This is a genomic window from Acinetobacter sp. YH12145, from assembly GCF_013418335.1.
In the GTDB taxonomy this organism is placed as follows: Bacteria; Pseudomonadota; Gammaproteobacteria; order Pseudomonadales; family Moraxellaceae; genus Acinetobacter; species Acinetobacter amyesii.
Genome location: NZ_VPCE01000002.1, coordinates 168,271 through 188,751 on the forward strand (window position 1 = coordinate 168,271; position 20,481 = coordinate 188,751).

Consider the following 20,481-nt stretch of genomic DNA (forward strand, 5'->3'; position numbering starts at 1 on the left):
AAGACATGATTACAGGAATTGAAGTCCTTAAATTTGGTGTCGAAAACCGCCAAGAGGCAAAGACATTTTTAGCTGATTTTGGCTTAAAGTCGGTGGCAACAGATATTGATGGTACAGATTTATATCAAACGCAAAATGGCAGCAAACTGTATCTTTTTGATACCTCTGATGCACGTTTACCGCCAGCCATTGAAGCCGGTTCAACACTACGTGAAGTAACGTGGGGTGTTGAAAATGATCAAGATTTTGACAGTTTAAAAGCAAATTTAGCCAATGAGCCGGGTTTTGCTAGTTTGGCTTCACATGTGCAGTGCCGCGATCCGAATGGCATGACCATTGTGTTTAAAAAAAGCATAACGCATACATTGCCAGAAGCGAAAACGGAAGGCATTAACCAATTTGGCAATATACAACGTGTGAATGCAGCTAGTCCTGTGTATGAAAAAGCAGAACCGGTAGCCATTGGCCACGTAGTGTTTTTCACACCAGATTTGGAAACGACACAAGCATTTTATATTGAGAAAGTTGGCTTCCATTTATCCGATGCTTACCGTAAGCGCGGTGCATTCTTACGCTGCCGCGGCGAAGGTTTCCATCATGATTTGTTCTTATTGTCCGTGCCGCATAAACCAGCGGGCTTGAACCATGTCGCATTTGTGGTCCGTGATATTCATGAAGTCATTGGCGGCGGTTTAAGCATGAACCGTCAAGACTGGTCAACCTTTATTGGTCCGGGCCGTCACCCAATTTCATCGGCTTACTTTTGGTATGTGAACTCACCATTGGGCGGTGCTTTTGAGTACTACACCAATGATGATTACCTAACTGAAGCATGGCAGCCGCGTGTAGAAGAGCACAGCTTGGAATTATTTACCGAATGGGCAATTGAAGGTGGTTTGGACCATGAAACCCGCCGTCAAGTAAAGCCTGCCTAAGGTAAATGGTGATAAGGAGATCAGCATGAACAGAATAGTGATTGTCGGTGCAGGCCAAGCCGCAGGATGGGCAGTACATACTTTACGTAGTCAAGGCTTTGACGGTGAAATTCACGTAGTTTCAAATGAAGAGCAGGTGTTCTATGAACGTCCGCCATTGTCAAAGCAAGTGCTGTCACAAGAAGCAGAAGTAGAAAGCTTGAATCTGTTTTCTCATGAGCAGGTGAATGATTTTTCAGTGACTTGGCATAAGCCAGATCATGCGGTCAAACTGGATAAAGCGGATAAAACCGTTCATTTGGAAAGCGGCAAAGTTTTGCCTTATGACAAATTACTAATTGCGACGGGCAGCCGAGCGCGTATTCCTGTTTCAGCGTGGTCGAGCATGCATAATGTTTACACCATGCGTGATATTCAAGACTGCCAAAAGCTAACAGAAAAATTTAAATCTGCAGAACATATTGCCGTGATTGGCGGTGGCTGGATTGGTCTAGAAATTGCTGCAACTGCGCGTAAGCAGGGCAAGCAGGTTGAAATTTTTGAATACGGTTCACGCCTTTGCGCACGCAGTGTCAGCCCAGAAGTTTCTGATTTTCTCAAGCAGTTGCATGAAAGCAATGGTACAGCGATTCATTTAAATGCGACCAAATTGCATCTGATCGAAACAGCAGATCATCATGTTGAAGTGTTTGATGCAGACATTAAATTAAAACAGTTTGATTGTGTGGTGGTCGGTGCAGGTGCAGAAATTGCAAAAGAACTGGCTGCACTCGCCGAGCTCGATGTGAAAGACGGCATTGTGGTCAATGAATATGGACAAACCTCAGATGTAGACATCTATGCTGCAGGTGATGTTGCGATTCATCCATCACTCGGTTACTGCATTCAGTCTTGGGCGAATGCGCAAAATCAGGCTATTTCTGCAGCAAAATCAATGTTGGGTGAGATGACAGCCTATCAGGATATTCCGTGGTTATGGTCAGATCAGTATCAATGCAACATTCAGATTTTAGGGACTTATCAGCCTGAAAAAACTCATCAGGTGGTGATTCGTAAAACTACAGAAACGCAAATTAGTTTTTTCTATTTAGATGCAAATCAACAGCTGCTGAATATGATCGCAGTGAATGATTCAAAATTAATCAAACTGGCAAAACGATGGATGGCCAGCCAGCGCGAATTGGATCCAGCTCAATTGCAAGATCCACACTTTAATTTAATGAAATTGAAATAAGCGTTTAAAAAATATTAGCCCATGAATGAAAGGATTTACCCATGGATAATGATGCAAAAACAGGATTAAAGCATTGGACCCCTGCGATCATTTTAATGATCTGCGTGGTACTGGCTTTCTTTGACAAAATCAGTATTGCAGTCTTGTTTTCAGATGCAACCTTCCAAAATGCGATGGGCATTGCACAGGACAAGGCAAAACTAGGCTGGCTGATGACGAGCTTTTTGCTGGCTTACGGTTTTTCGTCAATGTTCCTGAGCTTTTTAGGCGATATTTTCTGTCCTAAAAAAATGCTGTTTTGGAGTGTGACCTCTTGGGGCCTATTGATGTTTTTGATGGGTTTCACCACAGATTATTCTACGATGATGACGCTGCGCGTTCTGCTCGGTTTAGCAGAAGGCCCATTGTTTGCTTTGGCTTATACCATTGTGAAGCAAACCTATACCGACCGTCAGCAAGCGCGTGCTTCGACAATGTTCCTCCTCGGAACTCCCATTGGCGCATTCCTAGGCTTTCCGATTACTGCATTTGTTTTGGCGCACTATGACTGGCACACCACGTTCTTTGTTATGGGGGCATTGACCTTCATTGTATTGATACTGATTGTGTATGGCCTACGTAACCTACAGTTGAAACGCACAGTGGATTTGGAAGGTGTTGGTAAACGCGTAAATTTCCGTACCCATGTGGCGCATACCAAGACTTTGCTAAGCAACGGTTCATTCTGGTTACTGTGCATCTTTAACATTGCATTGATGACTTACCTCTGGGGTTTAAACAGCTGGGTGCCTTCGTACTTAATTCAAGACAAAGGCTTTAACTTAAAAGAATTCGGTGCCTACTCAAGTCTTCCATTCATTGCGATGTTAGTGGGTGAAGTCGCTGGTGCATTCCTTTCGGACAAAATGGGCAAACGTGCGATTCAAGTGAGCGGTGGCTTACTGATTGCAGGGATATTCATGTATGCCATGGTGATTGCAACTGATCCTGTGATGGTGATTCTAGCGATGTCTCTAAGTGCTATGGCATGGGGCTTCGGTGTAGCAGCAGTATTTGCACTGTTAGCACGTATTACTACAGCAGATGTAGGCGCAACAGCAGGCGGTATTTTCAATGGTCTTGGTAACTTTGCCAGTGCAGCGGCACCGGTATTAATTGGAGCGATCGTAATGCAAACCGGTAGTTTCAATATTGGCATTACCTTCTTGGCAGCAGTCGCCGTGATCGGTTCCTTCTTCCTCGCGCCATTGCTGAAACGTTATTAAGGCTTGAGCCAAAGTTAAAGCCAAGAAATTAGCCCTTACTTTTATTTAACCGATATACATAACCGTCATGACGCTTAAAGCAACTGGTGCTGACGGTAAGAACAATTTAGATCAGATCCAGCTCCACTTTTATGAAATCGCAGTGAGCTGAAATAAGGAGAGAATCATGTCTGTACAGCAATTTGAATCTTGGAAACAGCCTGAAGGTCAAACATTAGAAGAATGGATTGGCGGACGCATCGCTCGCTTTGAAACGCGTCAATACGATTATGATGCACTCAAATTTCAAGCAGATTACGACCCGAAATACCGTCGTGCGCAAATGCGTTATATGGGGACAGGTGCAACAGGCGTAGCAAATGATGGAAATACGGTGCCTGCAGAAAACTTTACCTTTTCAACTATGGTCTTGCCACCGCAATGTGAAGGCCCACTGCATATCCATCACGATGTGGAAGAAGTGTTCTTTATGCTGCGCGGTGAAATTGATTTGTTTATTGAACATGAAGGTCAGAAGTTTTCAACCCGCTTAAAAGAACGTGACTTGATTTCAATTCCACCGGGGATTTACCGCGGCTTATTTAACCCAGGAAGTGAAGATGCCCTAATGTGCGTAATGCTAGGTACTGGCAAGCCGACGATTCCGAACTATCCGCCTGAACACCCTCTGTCTCAAATCAAGCGTTAATTTTAGGAAGAAAAGAGATGACTTTAGTTGAGCAATTGGCACAGTTTGAATTAAAAACCGTTCAGTTTGACGGTGTACAGCAATCTTACCGTGAGGCAGGCGCAGGCAAAGTTCTGGTCTTGCTGCATGGCATCAGTTCGGGTTCAGGTTCATGGGTCAAGCAGTTGCAAGATTTGAGTCATCATTTTCATGTGATTGCATGGGATGCACCGGGTTATGGCCAGTCAGATCCTTTAGCTGCAGAACAGCCGAATGCAGAAGATTATGCACAGCGTTTAAAAGGCATGTTGACTGCATTAGGCCTGAACTTAGGATCAGCTCCGGATCAAAACAAAATGATTTTGGTCGGTCATTCTTTAGGTGCAATGCAGGCAGCAGCCTTTAATGCACGCTATCCAGACATGGTAGATGCAGTGGTCCTTGCCAATGCAGCGCAGGGTTATAAAGGTAGTGATGCACAAAAGCAGCAAGATGTCTTTGAAAAGCGTCCAAAAATGCTGCAGACCTTAGGCGCATCAGGCATGGCGCAATCACGTGGGCCGCATTTGGTTGCTAATGCTTCAGCAGAGGCATTAGCGCTGATTGAAACAGTGATGCAAAACATTCAATTAGAAGGCTTTACTGATGCATCGTATCTTTTGGCCTATGACGCGATTCAAAGTTATTTAAACCCAGAACAGTACAATATTCATGTGATTAAAGGCATGGCGGATGGCATAACGCCTCCACAGGATATTCAAGCATTGGCGGATCAGTTTCAGTTGAATCCATGCTACGAAATTGCCGCTGCAGGCCACTTGAGTTATTTGGATCAAGCAGCGCAATTTAACCAAATTTTATTGTCGCTACATGACGCACGGATGTGAGATAGGAAAATGAGCTTCCAATTAGAAGGCAAAAAAGCAGTAGTCACCGGTGGCTCGTCTGGTATTGGCTTGGCAACGGTTGAGCTTTTGGTAGCCGAAGGCGCACAAGTTGCTTGGTGTGGTCGTGACGAACAGCGTTTGAATGAGTCAAAAGCACAGGTTTTATCACGGTACCCAAATGCCAAAGTCTTTACCTCAACTTGCAACGTTTTAGATAAAGTTGATGTGAAAAAATTTGCAGATCAAGTTCAAAAAGAATTTGGTGGCGTGGATATTTTAATTAATAACGCAGGCCAAGGTCGTGTTTCAAACTTCGAAAATACTGCGGATGAAGATTGGCTGAAAGAAGTTGAATTAAAATATTTCAGTGTGCTGCATCCTATCCGCGCATTTTTGCCGGCATTGCAGCAGTCAGAGTGTGCATCGATTACCAATGTCAATTCATTACTAGCGTTGCAGCCTGAACCGCACATGATAGCGACCTCATCTGCACGTGCAGCATTGTTGAATTTAACCCATTCATTGGCGCATGAATTTTCTCAATACGGTATTCGTGTCAACTCAATCCTATTGGGCATGGTGGAATCTGCACAGTGGAAACGCCGTTTTGCAGCCCGTTCTGATCAAAATCAAACGTGGGAAGAATGGATTGGCAATATCGCTAAAAAACGAGGTATTCCAATGGAGAGATTAGGCAAACCTGAAGAGCCCGCGCGCGCTTTGGTTTTCTTGGCATCGCCAATGGCGTCATATACCACAGGTTCCGCAATCGATGTTTCTGGCGGCTTTAACAAGCATTTATAAGGTGGGCATATGAAACAGCTGATGATGATTGGTTTTGGCGCAATGGCCAATGAGGTTCGCAGCCATTTGCCCAAAGACCTTAAATTGAAATGGGTGGTGGTACCAGAGCGCAGTATTGCCAGTGTACAGGACGCGCTTGCCGCAGATGTGCAGGTCATTTCCGATATCGACGATTGTGATGGCACGCCCGACTATGTGATTGAAGTGGCAGGCCAAGCTGCGGTGAAAGAACATGCCACGAAAGTTTTAGCAAAAGGCTGGAACATTGGCCTGATCTCTGTGGGCACTTTGGCTGACAGCGCTTTCTTTGAAGAGTTGCAAAATACCGCTGAACATTCGGGTGCACACATTCATTTACTGGCAGGTGCGATTGCAGGAATTGACGGCATTTCAGCGGCCAAAGAAGGTGGATTGGAAAAGGTCACTTATAAAGGCTGCAAAAGTCCAAACAGTTGGCGTGGCAGTTATGCAGAAAAGCTCATTGATTTAGATCAAGTGACTGAAGCCACCGTTTTTTATACCGGTACTGCGCGTGAAGCGGCATTGCATTTTCCAGCCAATGCCAACGTGGCTGCCACCATTGCATTGGCGGGTATCGGCATGGATGAAACCATGGTTGAGCTAACGGTCGATCCACATATTAACCAAAACAAACATACCATTATTGCCCAAGGGCGGTTTGGTCAAATGAGTATTGAAATGATTGGTGTGCCTTTGGAGAGCAATCCCAAAACATCAACATTGGCAGCATTGAGCGTGATCCGTGCATGCCGCAACAGCGTAGATGCGATTCAGATTTAAAAGGAATTTGGTGAGTGCCATGGTTAAAGAAATTTATATTGCAGGTGAATGGCGTTTAGGCCGCGGCAACGTGATTCAAAGTGTTTTTCCAGCAGACAATTCAGTCAATGCGGAAATTTCTACCGCAACGTTGGACGATGTTGAAGAAGCGATTACAAAGGCTGATCAAGCTTGGCGTAAGCCAGCGTGGCGCAATTCTTTGCCGCATGAGCGCGCAAAAATTTTGTACCGTGTCGCCGATATTATTGAAGCCCGCGCAGATGAATTATCTAAATTGCAAACTCGTGACAACGGGAAGCCTTTAGCCGAAACACGTGCTTTGGTGATGAGTGCAGCAGCAACGGCGCGCTTTAATGCCGCAGCTTGTGAAACTTTTAATGAAGAATTGACCACGCAGCGTGCATCTGACTTTTTGACCATGAGTGTGTATGAACCTGTAGGTGTGGTGGCAGCGATTACCCCTTGGAACTCTCCAATTGCCAGTGAAGTGCAAAAATTGGCACCCGCTATTGCAGCAGGTAACGCGGTGATTTTAAAACCAGCTGAAGCGACATCATTAATTGCTTTGGAGTTGGCAAAAATCTTTGAAGAAGCAGGCTTACCAAAAGGCATTTTGAGTGTGTTGGTTGGACGCGGCTCAGTGATTGGTGATGCTATTGCCCAACATCCTTTAGTACGCAAAATTTCTTTTACGGGCGGTACATCTACTGGCCGTCACTTGGCGCATATTGCTGCTGAAAAGCTGATTACCACGTCTTTAGAGTTAGGCGGAAAATCGCCAACAATTGTACTGCCAGATGCAGATATTGAAATTGCAGCCAAAGGTATTGCTTACGGTATTTTCAGTTCAGCAGGTCAGGCGTGTATTGCGGGTTCGCGTTTGTTTATTCACGCTTCCATTTATGACGAATTTTTAAAGCGATTAGTGGAAATCACTGAAGGTTTACGCGTGGGCCATCCTGAACAGCCAAATGTACATATGGGTTCACTTATTAACCAAAAGCATTTGGAATCTGTGCATCGGTATGTGGAATTAGCCAAAGCTGAAGGCGGTACGGTTGTTACGGGTGGTGAAGCGATCACTGAAGGTGAATTTGCCAAAGGCAGTTTCTACAAACCGACGATCATCACGGGTTTGAGCAACAGCGCGCAAACCTGCCAAGAAGAAATTTTTGGCCCTGTGTTGGTCGTTATGCCATACGACAATGAAAAAGATTTATTCGAGCAAGCCAACGATAGCTGTTTTGGTTTAGCGGCAGGGATTTGGACAGAAAGCTACCGTAAAGCATGGAAAATTGCCCGTTTGCTGGAAGTCGGTACGGTGTGGATTAACACCTATAAAAAATTCTCCATCAGCGCACCTTTTGGTGGTTTTAAAGACAGTGGAATTGGCCGTGAAAAAGGCCGTCTCGGTATCCTGTCTTATATGCAGCAAAAAAGTATTTATCTAGGTTTAAACGAGCAAGCCAATCCATGGTCGGACTAGCAGACTCAAAAAATTAGTAATCAAAAATTCAAGAATTTAAGGAAAGAACAATGACTGAACGTGTAAATGTAGGCGAAGCAATCGCTCGAGTTTTAGAACAGCATAATGTAGACAGCATGTATGGCGTGATTTCTATTCACAACTTGCCTATTGCAGATGCCGTAGGCCGCCGTGAAAAAATGCGCTTTGTCGCAGCGCGTGGTGAAGCAGGTTCTGTCACTATGGCAGACGCACATGCACGCTTTAAAGGTTTAGGTGTAGCTTTGACCAGTACTGGTGCTGGTGCAGGTAATGCTGTGGGTTCACTGATTGAAGCAATGAATGCAGGCAGTCCAGTGTTGCATTTAACAGGTCAAGTGGAACGTGAATATTTAGATCGCGATGCAAGCTTTATTCATGAAACTAAAGATCAACTGACTTTCTTAAAAGCATCAAGCAAAGCGGCTTTTCGTATTACCAGCCCAGACAATGCTGTTGGTGTTATTCGTGAAGCGATTCGCGTTGCGACGACTGTGCCTATGGGGCCAGTCAGTGTAGAAATTCCAATTGATGTGCAAGCGGCTGAAATTGATTTGCCAGCCAATCTTGGCCCAGTAAAAGCCATGCAACTGCCGCAAGCGGAAAATGCTGAAATTAACATGATTGCAGATGCATTGAAAAAGGCGAAACGTCCATTACTGTGGATTGGTGGCGGTACGTTAAATGCAGTTGCAGAAGTGAAAGCGCTGGCTGACTTAGGTATTCCAGTTGTTTCATCTACGCATGCACGCGGTGTATTGGCAGATGATCATCCACGTAGCTTACGTGCATTCCATAACTCTGCAGCCGTTGAAAAACTGATGAAAGAAGCGGACTTATTGATTGTTGCAGGCTCACGTTTACGCAGTAATGAAACCAAGACTTACTCAGTTGAATTCCCTGAAAACATCATCCAAATTGATGCAAATCCAGTTGCACAGCAACGTAACTACAAGATTTCACAATTTGTATGTGCAGATACCAAAGATACTTTTGCACGTGTCATTAGCGCATTGAATGGCCTAAGCAAAATTGATGCTGCATATGATGCAGATGTTAAGGCTGCGCGTGAACATGCGGTAGATGCACTACGTACGCAAATGGATCAATACGCATTAATTTGTGATCACTTACGTGCAGCATTACCAGAAGACGGTATTTTTGTTCGTGACATCACCATGTCAGGCAGTACTTGGGGCAGCCGTTTGTTCCCAGTACAAACACCGAACAAAAACATCCACTCATTGGCTGGTGCAATCGGCTTAGGTCTTGCACATGCCATTGGTTCATCGATTGCTAACCCAGACAAAAAAGTTGTGGGCTTAGTGGGTGATGGTGGCTTGATGCTGGGTATTGGTGAAATTGCGACGATGGCGCAAGAAAACACCGATATGGTGCTGATGATTATGAATGATGGTGGTTATGGCGTCATGCGTGGCATTCAAAATAACTACTTTGGCGGTCGTCAATACTATAACGAACTGCATACGCCAGACTACAAATTGCTTGGTGATTCAATGGGTGTGAAGAGCTGGAAAGTAGCGAGCGCGGAAGAGTTTAAAACTGCAATCAAAGAAGCCATTGATTTGAATGGTCCAGCGGTTATTGAGCTTGATATGAACGCAATTGGTCCATTGAAATTTGCGGGTCCACCACAGAAGAAATTGTACTAATCCATCCGAATTGGATCAGTAAAGTCTAAAACCCTTTTGATCAAACAAAAGTGAATGAAATTGAACGGTGTAATTTCCCCGAAGGGGAATTGCACCTGAGTTACAGTCAGACGACATGTAAAGTCAAAGGACATAAAACCTGAGTTCAGCAGACTAAGGTAGAGCAAAACAAGGTGAGTGGATATGCAAACAAGGATTGAGCATGATTTACTGGGTGCTAAAGAAGTGCCATTTAGTGCGTATTACGGCATTCATACCCAACGTGCATTAGAAAATTTTAAAATTTCCCATTTAACGGTTGGACAGTCACTGCATTTTATTCGTGCTTTAGGCTTTGTCAAAAAAGCAGCTGCACAAAGTAATTTTAATTATAAAAAAATCAGTGAGCAACAGCTTAAAGCCATTGAATATGCAGCTGATCAATTGATTGAACAGCCACAGCAATGGGCAGCGTCATTTCCAATTGACTGTTACCAAGGTGGGGCAGGTACATCGGTCAATATGAACTGTAATGAAGTCATTGCCAATATTGGTTTGGAATACTTGGGGGAGCAAAAGGGGAGTTACTCGATTCTGCATCCGAATGACCACGTCAACAAATCCCAATCGACCAACGATGTTTATCCAACAGCACTACGGATCAGTTTATATCACCGTATAGAAGACCTGCTTTTAGCACTGGATAAATTGATTCAAACCATTCGTGCGAAGGTAGCTGATTTTAAACATGTGTTGAAAATGGGCCGTACACAGTTGCAAGATGCGGTTCCGATGACCATGGGACAAGAGTTTCAAGCCTTTGCCACTTTACTGAATGAAGATATGCGTTTGATTAAGAAAATGCGTGAATTTTTATTGGAAATCAACTTAGGTGCAACGGCAATTGGTACAGGGGTGAATACACCTGAAGGTTATGCGCAGCATATTACGGCACGTTTAGCTGAACTCACTGGATTACCAGTCAAAGGCGCCGAAGACTATGTTGAAGCCACCAGTGACTGCGGCGTATTCATTCTGATTTCAAGTACCCTAAAACGTCTGGCATGCAAACTATCAAAAATCTGTAACGACTTGCGTTTACTCAGCTCAGGTCCACGTACTGGGCTGGCCGAAATTCGCTTACCAGAATTGCAAGCAGGTTCATCCATTATGCCCGCCAAAGTGAACCCAGTGATTCCTGAAGTGGTTAATCAAATTGCCTTTAAAGTCATGGGTAATGATTTAACCATCAGCATGGCAGCTGAAGCAGGACAATTACAGTTGAACGTGATGGAACCTGTGATTGCGTTGTCACTGAATGAATCGATTGAATTGCTTCAACATGGCATCAGCAGTTTGGATGAAAAATGTTTTGCAGGCATTCAAGTCAATGAACAACAAGCCTATGACATGGTCATGCGTAGTGTTGGCATTGTGACTTTGCTTGATCCAATTCTTGGACATGACCGCTGTGATGCCATTGGTAAACAATGTATTGCTGAAAACAAAACCATTCAAGAAGTGGTGCTGTCTCAGGGATTGATGACGGAAGAGCAATTGAAAGAAGTCTTTTCTTTTGAAAATTTAATCTCGGAAGTTCGAAACTTCGAAGCACCGCTGCAAGACATTGCTTAATTGCAAATGAAGTTCGCAGTGACTGCTAAATAAATTTTTTTTAGTTAAATATGGAAATAAACAAAGTTTTGCATGCAAAACAAAATAAGGACAGGTGCTTGAGATGAATAAAACCATATTGATAACAGCGATGATGCTGTCTTTGAGCGCAGCTGCCGCTAGCGTTCAAGCCAAAGAGGATCCATTAGAGTGGAAAAGCGACGATGGCACACAATCGTTTAAATTGGGTGGAGCTTTACGTTTTAATCATCGTTATGAACAGTGGGAGCCAAGTGATAAACGCGGCATAGGCAAACTGGATTTTGATATTTTCCGTATCGACTTAAAAGGCAAATCAGGTGATGCCTATTTGAATGCGAGCTATTTAATTCAAGATCAGGAAAAAACCTCAATTGAAAAAGCCTATGTGGGTTATAACCTAGACAAAAACAACAGCATCGAAGCAGGTTTTGTCTATAAGCCATTTGCGCTTTATCCATATCCGCAAAATGGTTGGACCTATCATATCCCGTTCTTCTTGGGCTATGGCAACAACATCGCGCCGGGGATTAACTGGAATTACAATAATCCTGAATGGGATGTGAAAGTTGGTTACTACCCACGTATGTTGGAAACCAATTTACGCTATTCACCTGAATCTGCAACTTATGATGATCTTTCAGAGAATCATTTACCCTTTCAAGCTGCTTATCAAAACGAAAAGCACAATCAGCTGAATACTCGTATTGTACGTAAATTCGGTAATGATCAAATCGGGAAACACGAGGTCGGTATATCTGGATCTGCCGCACAATTGCATAACAAAACGACCCGCGATGAAGGTAGTTATTATGCCGCTGGGATTCATACCAACAGCAACTACCAACGTTGGAATTTACAGTCTTCGGTGATTCATTATCAATATGATGCTGAAAACCCTGAAGGTGTAAGTAATGACATGACCTTGATGGGCGCAAATGGTTTAACACCAGCCTATTTCATTGCCTCTGAAGGTACAGTTTCAAGCGTCAATTTGGCATATACATTACCTGTTCAAAATATGGGTAAACTCAAAGCCATTCGTTTTTACAATGACTACAGTTATTTAGACAAAGAACGCAGTGACTGGTCAGCTTCGCAAATGAATACCACAGGTGCAATGTTTATCGCTACACCATTTATGGTGTGGGCAGATTATACTTGGGGCAAAAATGCCAATATTATTGGTGGGGCAACCAATGGCACAGGCTTTACTTCAGCAACATCTGAAAATAGCGATAAATGGCTGTATCGCGTCAATTTAAATATTGGCTTTAACTTCTGATCGATATCCAACAAGCTAAAACCTCTGTTAAAGCAAAATGGCTTTGATCGAGGTTTTTTTATTGGAACACTTAAGATGCATTTAGATGTATTTAATCTTCATATTTTATGTCTTTGTTTTAAATTAAATCAGGGCTATGGCGTATTAAATTTAAGATTTACTAAAAATAAAAAAAATCGTTTATGAATTAACTGAGCATCTGTTCATTTAACTCTCAGTTTATCTTAGTTAAACCATGTCCTAAGCAGATCAAAATTTAGAAAATTGTCAAAATCTCCTCGATAATCGCTTGCTGCTATTGCAGAGCATGGCTATAGCAAAAACTTTATTCAGGCTTTGGTATGCAAGGTCAGATGATTTAATGGCATTTTGTGTTACTAATTTTTATAAGGTAAACGGGTAATTTCGCCTTTTACAAGTAAATTCAAATCTTCAAACATTTCCATACTTATATTTTAATTTAACTTTTATAGATTTGGATCACTCTCTCGTGAGGGAGGTAATTTGCTTTATTCTTTAAAATACATATTTGGGGCTAAAGATAAGCATATTGCGACAATTAGAGTCTTGTCATGTTTTCTGCATTTTTCGACGATATCCTTCAGTATTATGCAGATATGAACTTATATTTTTGCAAAATTGTCTTTGGTTTAGACTTATGGGGGAATGGGGTACTTGATCTTAGGTCTTTGACATTGGATTTGCTGCCATATATTGGCTTATGAATATAAAAAGCATGCTCAAAAAGGTGAAAACATAACTTGGCAGCTCAGTTTCTTCGCTTTACTGGTACTACTAATGTCACCATGCACATTTCCAATAAAACATATAGCCATGCTGGCTGCTGGATTTATCATTCCAACTTTGGTGTTGATGTGGTTGTATAAACGCAGTGAACGCCTAAGCCAAGCGGCATAAAAAAAAGCCCTCACATTTGAGGGCTTTTAATTATTTTACTTCGGGTAAATCAAACCAAATCACTTGAGCATCTTCAAGCGCTTCAATTTTGCTATCTTCTAAGAAGGCAATTGCACCACCAGCTTCAACTTTATGTTCAGCAATTTGAACTGAACCTGAAATAACATGGATATAATTGATATGCTGTGTTGCATGGATGTCTAAAGATTGACCATTCGTCAAAAATGCAGATTTAACTTCCGCCTGCTGACGAATATGCATAGCTGCATTGTCATTTGGACCGACAATTAAATGCCATTGATTGGGTTGATCACGTGGATCACATTTAATTTGTTGATAGGTCGGTTCAGCATCACGTTCGTTTGGAATGATCCAAATTTGCAATAAATGAACATCTTCATCACCTTGGTTCATTTCACTGTGACGAACACCAGTTCCCGCGCTCATCAGCTGCCATTCACCAGCAGAAATCCCACCATGATTACCCATACTGTCTTTATGCGTAATGGTGCCTTTTAACACACAGGTCAAAATTTCCATGTTGTCATGTGGGTGTTGACCAAAACCTTCATGGGCTGCAATTAAGTCATCATTAATTACACGAAGCGCACTAACGCCCATGTATTTCGGGTCATACCAGTTACCAAAAGAAAAGCTGTGTTTAGACTCAAGCCAGCCCATTTTTACGTGACCACGGTTTTCACTTGGATGTAAAAAAGCATTCATGGCATTCATCCTTATCTTAATTATTGAACATGTGCCTATTTTAAGATTGAACTAAATCGGGATATATAGTTTTTTAGCGACAATTCATCCTATTTTTGCAACGCTCAGCCAAGATTGAGTCTTTTGTTATGCATAAAGGCGCAACTATAAAAAAGCCTGCACGAAGCAGGCTTTTTTAAATATGACTAAAATTATTCTAAGAATTTAACAGTCACACCAGATTTCACTTTCTTACCTAAGTCATTTGCATCCCAGTTGGTCAAACGAATACAACCGTGTGACGCAGTTTTAGAGATTGCAGATGGGTTCGGTGTACCGTGAATACCGAATGATTTCTTGCTCAAGCCAATCCAGATATTACCAACAGGACCATTTGGACCAGGTGGTAAAGACAATGGTTTTCTGTTGTTGCCTTGAACAAAGTTAGACGGTGAGTAGCTGTACCAAGGGTTTGGTGCAACACCTGTTACTTTATATGTACCTGTAGGCGATGGTGTATCTGAACTACCAATCGTTGCCGGGAATGAACCGATCATTTGGTTGCGGCTATTAAACAAGTAAAGTTGTTTCGCGCCTTTATGTGCAACGATTAAGTGAATATCTTCAGGAACTTCGTTACGAATATTCGCTACTAAGATTTTTTCACCAACTTTTTTAAATGTCGCTTTTGGATTCAACTTTTTCAAAAAGTCTTCGTCCATGTGGAATTTTTCACCCAACATTTCAGTCACACGAGTGTAATACAAGCCTTTCATTTTTGCTTGTAATGCATAGTCGTGTGGAATCGATGCTGCATAAGGACCTTTCAAGTCTGCATCAGTCAATGTGTATTCAATAAATGCAGGTTTAGAACCTTGTTTCGCAATCAGCGCATCCCAAGTTTCTTTAGTTAAAGTCCCTGTGGGTTTCAACCCATTCATTTGTTGGAATGAAGCGATCGCCTTTAGGGTATTTTTACCACTGGTACCATCAATTGCACCCGGTGAAGCATGTGCATTATTGAGCATGACATGCGCACGTGCATAAACAGGGAACTGACCTTTACCAATGTTGTCATACCACTGTGCATTATTTAGGTCATTTAAACCCCAAGCAACTTTGGCAGCAGGCGAAGTTGATGTTGGAGTTGTAGCAGTCGCTGTAGCAGGTGCAGCACCGATGTCGGCTTTGACATCTTCTGATTGTTGCAGGCTGTCTAAAGTTTGCGATGCTTGGTTCAGATCTTCTTGTTCTTGAGCGCTAATCTGGCTAGTTGCAGATGAAGCTTCAGTCGCTAACGGATCAATGGGATCCTGAACTGCAACATTAGTCACTTTTTTTGGCGTTAATGGTTGTTCAGCAGTAGATGCGGCAATAGCTGTACCAGCAAATATGCAACTTAGGCTCAGTGCGAGCATGGTGCGAACGAACATGTAATTCAACCTTAAGAATTATTCATTTACTGTGTATTAAAAACTGGCTAAGTATTACAGAAAAAAAGTGGAGATGCAGTAGTTGTTTTGTGTAAATATCATTTTTGGCACTCAACATGATCGGTTTTTAAATGCTTGAGAAGTTATTATATTTACAACCTTTTTGATATGATGATGCGAATATCGAATTAAGTTGGGAAAGTGAATGACGACCTTAAAAAATGATCGTTTCTTGCGTGCCTTATTACGTGAACCGGTAGATGCAACTCCGGTTTGGATGATGCGTCAGGCTGGCCGTTATTTACCAGAGTATCGTGAAACACGTGCCAAAGCAGGTGATTTCCTATCCCTTTGTAAAAATACAGAATTTGCTTGTGAAGTTACTTTACAACCTTTGCGTCGTTATGACTTAGACGCTGCCATTTTATTTTCAGACATTTTGACTGTACCTGATGCGTTGGGTTTGGGACTGTATTTTGAAGCAGGTGAAGGTCCGAAGTTTCATAAAACTGTACGTACCGAACAAGATGTACTGAATTTACCTAAGTTTAATGCCAAATCTGACTTAGATTATGTCATGAATGCTGTGACTACGATTCGTTCAGCATTGGGCGGACAAGTTCCTTTGATTGGCTTCTCAGGCAGTCCTTGGACATTGGCAACCTATATGGTGGAAGGTGGTTCAAGCAAAGATTTTCGTTTTACGAAACAAATGATGTATGCACAACCTGAAGTGCTGCATGCCTTATTAGACCGTTTGGCTGTGGCGGTGACTGAATATCTTAATGCGCAGATTGATGCAGGTGCGCAAGCCATACAAATCTTTGATAGTTGGGGTGGGGCATTAGCACACCGTGAATACATTGAATTTTCACTAAACTACATGCAAAAAATCGTGGCAGGATTACAGCGTGAAAAAGATGGACGCAAAGTTCCTGTGATTTTGTTTACCAAAGGTGGTGGTCAATGGTTAGAGCCAATGATTGCAACGGGTGCAGATGCCTTTGGTTTAGATTGGACTACGCCATTAAATGTGGCGCGTCAAACAGTCGCAGGCCGTGCAGCATTGCAAGGCAACTTAGATCCAGCAACATTATATGGTTCGCCTGAAGCGATTGCGAAAGCGACGCGTGCCATGTTAGATGATGCATATGCCAACGGTGAAAAAACCGGTTATGTGGCGAACTTAGGTCATGGTATTACTCAGTGGGTAGATCCAGCCAATCCAAAAGCCTTTATTGATACGGTACACGAATATAGTGCCAAGTATTTATAAGGCTTCAAGGAAATAGGTTTAGGATTCAACTGTGGTCAAGATGATAAAATCATGTTTTGAGTTCTCTTATAAGGCAGCTTCGGCTGCCTTATTTGGGATATTACTGCTGATCGCTTTTGCATTAACTGCAGTAATGGGAAGTCTGGAATATTTTGGCTTTTTCCGTTATGATTATTTATTGTTTTATGCACTGATTATTCAAGTGTGTTTACTCTACCTGAAACTCGAGTCTTGGGCGGAAGCCAAAGTCATAGCACTGTTTCATATCCTTGCAATGGGGATGGAAATATTTCTCACCCATCCACACATTGCCTCATGGCAATATCCGCAGCCTGCGGTTTTCAAACTGCTGACCGTGCCATTATTTGCAGGTTTCATGTATTCGGCGGTGGGGAGTTTCTTTGCACGTTCGTTACGTCTATATCAGGTGTCGTTCAGTAACTTACCGCGTTTTGGCAATATGCTGTGCTTAGCCGTTTTGTCATATCTTAATTTTATGACCAAATTTTTTGTACCAGATATTCGTATGTTTTTGTTTGCTTGGAGTGTGGTGATCTTTTGGAAAACCAAGCTGAGTTTTCAATTACAAAATCATGTGATTCAGTTGCCCATGTTACCAGTATTGTTGATTTTGGCATTCTTGATTTGGATCGCAGAAAATATCAGTACCTTCTATCAAATTTGGTTATATCCAAGTCAGGTCGATGCATGGCATATGGTCGGTTGGGGGAAACTCGGTTCTTGGTATTTGTTGCTATTACTCAGTCTGGTTTTAGTACTCAAAATCCTTGGAAAACGTGATGAAAATGGTACTTGGTTGCTCAAAAAATAGTGAAAAAGAACGTATTATTTTTAGCCAAAAGTTTTAGATGAAAATGTTTTGCCTTATCTGAAAGATCAAGTTAATCTACAGGTGTGTAATCAAAATTACACATGTTTTAATAATTAAAAACAATGGAATAAAATTCCCTGGAGAAGTGCCATGTTAAAAAAATTAGCTTTAGTTGCAGTCGTTGCACTAGGTTCTACAGCTGCTTTTGCTGACCGTGACGTAGGTTGTGGTGTTGGTTCTCAAGTTTGGGCTGGTCAATCAGGTAAAATTCCTAAAATTTTAGCTGCGACTACCAACGGTATTTTTACTAACCAGTTACTTGGTATTACCTTTGGTACTTTAGGATGTAGCGGTACAGGTACAGTAACTGCTCAAGCGGTAACATTTACCAATGAAAATGCTGAATCACTTGCTCGTGATATGGCAGTTGGTCAAGGTGAGAGCCTGAATGTATTGGCTGAGCTTTTAAACATTCAATCAACAGATAAAGCACGTTTCTTTGCTGTGTCTAAAGCAAATTTTGCTGAAATCTATTCAGCTGAAAACCAGTCTTCTTTACAAGTACTTGCTTCATTACAAAGCGTAATGGCGAAAGATGAAGTACTTAAAGCATACGTTTAATCGATGCTTTCAAAACCCTGTCTCTCGGCAGGGTTTTTTATTATCTAAAATATATAAAAATGGATTTGAATATAACTGAATGAAATCAATTGCTTTATTTTGTACCTTTATGATTCCGAGCATCATATATGCTCAGCAAGTTGTAGATTCTACTCCCTCTAAAACCGTAGAGCTACAGCGATATATTGAACTTGCACAATCAAAAAAACTGTCTGAACACATCAGTTGGCAACGACTTTTATATACAGATCATAAAGGACAAAGTGAAGTTACCTATACAGGTTACTTTTTGGCTGAAAATGGCCGTCAAAATGCTCAAGCCGAATTACAGGCAGATGTCGCTGCACTGTTTCAAGCCGCCGAACCTAATCAAGCCTTTCGTTGTCGTTTCCCTGCGCGTAGTCAGTGGCTGATGCAAGAATTATCCATCCGTTCAGAGCAGTTACCTGTCGTGAGTTGTCCTGAGTTTGATGAATGGTTTGGGAAAATTAAGCCTTATAAAGCCACGTTAATCTACGCCACAGACTTTATGGGTAATCCAAGTTCTATGTTTGGACATACCTTGTTGCGTCTCGATCCGAAAGATCAGAAAGAACTAAATTTGGTGTCCTATGCCATTAACTATGCAGCGACAGTTGCAGGTGAAGATAACTGGTCTTATGCATGGAAAGGCTTAACAGGGCAGTATCCTGGCGAATATTCCTTGATGCCGTACTACAGGAAGGTGAAAGAATATGGCGATTTTGAAAGTCGTGATTTGTGGGAATATGAGTTAGCACTGACCGAGCAAGAAACCAGTTATTTGGTTAAACATATTTGGGAAATGCAAAATGTCAGTTTTCCCTATTATTTTGCCAGCGATAACTGTGCCTATCGATTATTGGGCCTAATGGATTTGGTTCGCCCGACACTGAATTTAACCCAGAAATTTAAAGTCGCTTCCATTCCCGTTGAGACGATCAAAGCGATCAATGATGAACAACTGATTCAAGCAGCGGTTTATCGTCCTGCATTAGAAACGCAGCTTTTGTCACAAGCGCAGCAACATGGATATCGTTTAGCACGCGAAGCGCATAAGCTCGCTGAAATTGAACCTGAGAACATGTCGACAGCACTCGCTCAGTTTAATGAAGTAGAGCAAGCGAAAATATTAGAAATGGCGTATGACCATCTGTATTTATTACTGATTGGGAGAAAGGTGAGTGCGGAAGAAACGCAGCCTAAATTACGTCAAATCTTGGCCTTACGTAGTCAATCTTCGCAACCAAAACAACGGACTGAACCTAAGCAGCCAAGTCTAGACCCAGTCAATGGACATCATGCGCGAAATTTTTCAGCTACAGTAGGCGAAGTTCAAGGTGAAAAATACATCGAACTCGGTCATCGTCAGGCTTATCATGATTTGATCGATCCGCAAGGTGGCTTTCGGATTGGTACGCAGTTGATGTTTTGGGATGGCTCGATCCAATATCGAGACGACCAACTCAAACTCAATCATTTTGATTTTTTATCGGTCAACTCCTACAATCCGATCACGCCATTTAAAACACCGCTAAGCTGGGGTTTTAATTTTGGTTGGCAGCAAGTGTCTGTAGATGCAGGTCAATTTAGCGAAACGAAACAACATGGCGTAGCTGAATTAAAAGCGCAATCTGGATATAGCTGGGCCAATCAAGAACGCACGCATTTGTGTTATGTGCAGTCTCAAATGCAAGTGCAGGGCGGTAAGTCTCTAGATGATGGATGGCGAGTGAGCCTTGGGCCGACACTGGGTTGTCAAAATATTTGGTCAGAAAAACTCAACAGTTTGGTTCAGGCAGAGCTTCCGTATTGGGAAGATACACATCAATGGAATCTGAAACTCGATGCTGAATTACAATATATCGTCAACCAACAAAATGCTTTAAGACTAGGATACGAATACCAGCAACAAGATGATCAAGATTGGAATAAATTGAAATTGAGTTATGTATTTTTCTATTAATTTTTAAGATAGATAAAATGTGAAA

17 protein-coding genes are annotated in these 20,481 nt (G+C 42.2%); 15 read left to right on the forward strand and 2 right to left on the reverse strand.

Annotated features, from left to right (window positions below):
• Positions 1-5: 5 nt before the first annotated feature.
• The 11 genes from FTU80_RS02025 (at position 6) to FTU80_RS02075 (ending at position 12,687) form a co-directional block, all read left to right on the forward strand.
• On the forward strand, positions 6-935 hold the full coding sequence (locus tag FTU80_RS02025) for a VOC family protein (protein ID WP_180083985.1): 930 nt from the start codon (positions 6-8) through the stop codon (positions 933-935).
• A gap of 25 nt (positions 936-960) precedes the next feature.
• The gene (locus tag FTU80_RS02030) at positions 961-2,169 is read left to right on the forward strand and encodes an NAD(P)/FAD-dependent oxidoreductase (RefSeq protein WP_180083987.1); all 1,209 of its coding nucleotides are present in this window, start codon (positions 961-963) and stop codon (positions 2,167-2,169) included.
• A 41-nt stretch (positions 2,170-2,210) separates the two neighbouring features.
• The gene (locus tag FTU80_RS02035; RefSeq protein WP_180076846.1) at positions 2,211-3,434 is read left to right on the forward strand and encodes an MFS transporter; all 1,224 of its coding nucleotides are present in this window, start codon (positions 2,211-2,213) and stop codon (positions 3,432-3,434) included.
• A 166-nt stretch (positions 3,435-3,600) separates the two neighbouring features.
• Positions 3,601-4,122, forward strand: coding sequence for a cupin domain-containing protein (locus FTU80_RS02040; RefSeq protein ID WP_180083989.1), 522 nt, complete (start codon positions 3,601-3,603; stop codon positions 4,120-4,122).
• Positions 4,123-4,139: 17 nt separating this feature from the next.
• Complete coding sequence (locus tag FTU80_RS02045; protein ID WP_180083991.1) at positions 4,140-4,988, forward strand: alpha/beta fold hydrolase; 849 nt, start codon at positions 4,140-4,142, stop codon at positions 4,986-4,988.
• A gap of 9 nt (positions 4,989-4,997) precedes the next feature.
• Positions 4,998-5,792, forward strand: a complete 795-nt coding sequence (locus FTU80_RS02050; protein ID WP_180076849.1) for an SDR family oxidoreductase — start codon at positions 4,998-5,000, stop codon at positions 5,790-5,792.
• Between the two features lie 9 nt (positions 5,793-5,801).
• A complete protein-coding gene (locus tag FTU80_RS02055) occupies positions 5,802-6,593 on the forward strand; it encodes an aspartate dehydrogenase (RefSeq protein ID WP_180076850.1) in 792 nt (263 codons plus the stop codon).
• Between the two features lie 19 nt (positions 6,594-6,612).
• Positions 6,613-8,079, forward strand: coding sequence for an aldehyde dehydrogenase (locus tag FTU80_RS02060; RefSeq protein WP_180083993.1), 1,467 nt, complete (start codon positions 6,613-6,615; stop codon positions 8,077-8,079).
• 50 nt (positions 8,080-8,129) lie between these two features.
• Positions 8,130-9,770, forward strand: coding sequence for a thiamine pyrophosphate-binding protein (locus FTU80_RS02065; protein ID WP_180083995.1), 1,641 nt, complete (start codon positions 8,130-8,132; stop codon positions 9,768-9,770).
• Positions 9,771-9,953: 183 nt separating this feature from the next.
• Positions 9,954-11,384 (forward strand): aspartate ammonia-lyase, encoded by a 1,431-nt coding sequence (locus FTU80_RS02070; protein WP_180083997.1) that lies wholly within the window; start codon positions 9,954-9,956, stop codon positions 11,382-11,384.
• Between the two features lie 103 nt (positions 11,385-11,487).
• Positions 11,488-12,687 (forward strand): hypothetical protein, encoded by a 1,200-nt coding sequence (locus FTU80_RS02075; RefSeq protein WP_218948579.1) that lies wholly within the window; start codon positions 11,488-11,490, stop codon positions 12,685-12,687.
• A 948-nt stretch (positions 12,688-13,635) separates the two neighbouring features.
• Here FTU80_RS02075 and FTU80_RS02080 read toward each other — a convergent pair.
• Together FTU80_RS02080 and FTU80_RS02085 are read right to left on the reverse strand one after the other, a co-directional pair.
• Positions 13,636-14,331: a pirin-like bicupin family protein gene (locus FTU80_RS02080; protein WP_180035541.1), complete on the reverse strand. Its 696-nt coding sequence runs from the start codon at positions 14,329-14,331 to the stop codon at positions 13,636-13,638.
• Positions 14,332-14,522: 191 nt separating this feature from the next.
• On the reverse strand, positions 14,523-15,743 hold the full coding sequence (locus tag FTU80_RS02085) for a L,D-transpeptidase (protein ID WP_111884592.1): 1,221 nt from the start codon (positions 15,741-15,743) through the stop codon (positions 14,523-14,525).
• Positions 15,744-15,948: 205 nt separating this feature from the next.
• Here FTU80_RS02085 and hemE point away from each other — a divergent pair, with 205 nt between their 5' ends.
• The 4 genes from hemE to FTU80_RS02105 all read left to right on the forward strand — a co-directional run bounded on the left by hemE (position 15,949) and on the right by FTU80_RS02105 (position 20,456).
• On the forward strand, positions 15,949-17,019 hold the full coding sequence (hemE, locus tag FTU80_RS02090) for a uroporphyrinogen decarboxylase (RefSeq protein ID WP_180083999.1): 1,071 nt from the start codon (positions 15,949-15,951) through the stop codon (positions 17,017-17,019).
• A gap of 40 nt (positions 17,020-17,059) precedes the next feature.
• Positions 17,060-17,851 (forward strand): DUF817 family protein, encoded by a 792-nt coding sequence (locus FTU80_RS02095; protein ID WP_180084189.1) that lies wholly within the window; start codon positions 17,060-17,062, stop codon positions 17,849-17,851.
• A 150-nt stretch (positions 17,852-18,001) separates the two neighbouring features.
• A complete protein-coding gene (locus FTU80_RS02100) occupies positions 18,002-18,472 on the forward strand; it encodes a DUF3015 family protein (protein WP_078190276.1) in 471 nt (156 codons plus the stop codon).
• Between the two features lie 79 nt (positions 18,473-18,551).
• On the forward strand, positions 18,552-20,456 hold the full coding sequence (locus tag FTU80_RS02105) for a DUF4105 domain-containing protein (protein ID WP_180084001.1): 1,905 nt from the start codon (positions 18,552-18,554) through the stop codon (positions 20,454-20,456).
• Positions 20,457-20,481 lie beyond the last annotated feature (25 nt).